This is a genomic window from Pseudomonas sp. MPR-R2A5, from assembly GCF_058793055.1.
The window spans coordinates 1-1,304 of the sequence record NZ_JBXAFK010000112.1 but is presented as its reverse complement, the minus strand read 5'-3'; the positions used below and the strand labels follow the sequence as shown (position 1 = coordinate 1,304).

1 protein-coding gene is annotated in these 1,304 nt (G+C 53.1%); it reads right to left on the bottom strand.

Annotation, left to right across the window (positions count from 1 at the left end):
* Positions 1-52: 52 nt before the first annotated feature.
* A complete protein-coding gene (locus AC1Q6I_RS34745; protein ID WP_024074889.1) occupies positions 53-1,201 on the bottom strand; it encodes an integrase core domain-containing protein in 1,149 nt (382 codons plus the stop codon).
* Positions 1,202-1,304 lie beyond the last annotated feature (103 nt).

Below are 1,304 nucleotides of genomic sequence, written 5' to 3'. Positions count from 1 at the left end.
ATCGGGGTGTAGAACCGTAGACATCGTTTACATCTGAAACCGGGGACATCGTTTACACATTTGAGGCTTGGACGCGGGTCGTACCTCGTCCAAGCCTCCCCAAGGGATAGTCACACAGGTACAAATCCCAGGCATCATCCTCAGCTTCTTTAAGCCCTATCCTTTCTCCGGATAGGGCCTCGCTGACAAATACCAACTTGCCATTCCACTTGATCGATCCATCCTGCCTGACGCTTCGCACCCGCATTTCTGCCGGATACTCCACATCGGGCAAGCATCCTGGGTACAGTCGGGTAGATGGTACGTACACCTCTCCCGGACGCTTCATACCAAGCGCTTCATGAGGGCGTACGTAATTGAACTCATGTCGGAAATGTTCCAACAAAAGCTGCTGCTCGACCAAGTTGTTCCCTAGCGGTAGCTCAAGTTTCAGGCTGCGATGCATTCGTTCGTGTCGACCATTCTGGGCAGGTCTTCCAGGTATGGTGCGCTCGGGATAGATACCTAAACGGATCCACCAAACGGCCAGTGTGGACATTCTCGCCAAGCCAGGAGAGGCGAAGGGAACGCCATTGTCAGAACGAATGACTTCCGGCATGCCGTAATCCTGAAAAAGCCGCTCAAAGGTTTGTTTTACAGGCTGGGTCATGATTTTAGGATGAGCCCTGCAAGCCAGAATCAAACGGGATGCATGGTCTGTAACAGTCAGCGGGAAGCACATCTGGGCGTTGAGCATCTTGAATTGCCCTTTGTAGTCCACGCACCAGGTTTTGTTGGGGTCATTGGCCTCTCGCATTTCAATATGGGAGGTACCGTGCCGACGCTTGAACCGCCGTTTGCTGACCAGTCCAAGCCGATCCAGCCATTGGCCTGCTGTACTCGCAGAGGGCCATGCGATGGAGGGATCCTCGATTCGCAGTAGCTCGATAAGCTTCTTAGGTCCCCACTTATCGTGAGCTTCCTTCATGGCCACTACACGGGCCAAGATCTCATCGTCGGTCTTGTTGGGACTGTGATGAGGTCGTCGGGAAAGCTCGGACAACGACTTTAAATCGCCATCATACCGAGCAATCCATTTGTCTACCGTAGGCCGGCTCACGTTGAAACGACGCGCCAGCTGGGCTTTTGTGTAGTTGCCAGAAAGCCAGTTAGCAACCAGCTTGATTCGTTGATTCATGGGGGACTCTTGGTTCCAGGGCATGATCAGCTACCTCCTGATCATGCGTATTAACCTGTAAACCATGTCCCCGGTTAGAAATGTAAACGATGTCCCCGGTTTGTACCGGGGCAAGCCCCCTCCCACA

Bases quoted from the DNA above. Each gene is read 5' to 3' on its own strand.
- AC1Q6I_RS34745 (WP_024074889.1), bottom strand. From the start codon at position 1,201: ATGCCCTGGAACCAAGAGTCCCCCATGAATCAACGAATCAAGCTGGTT.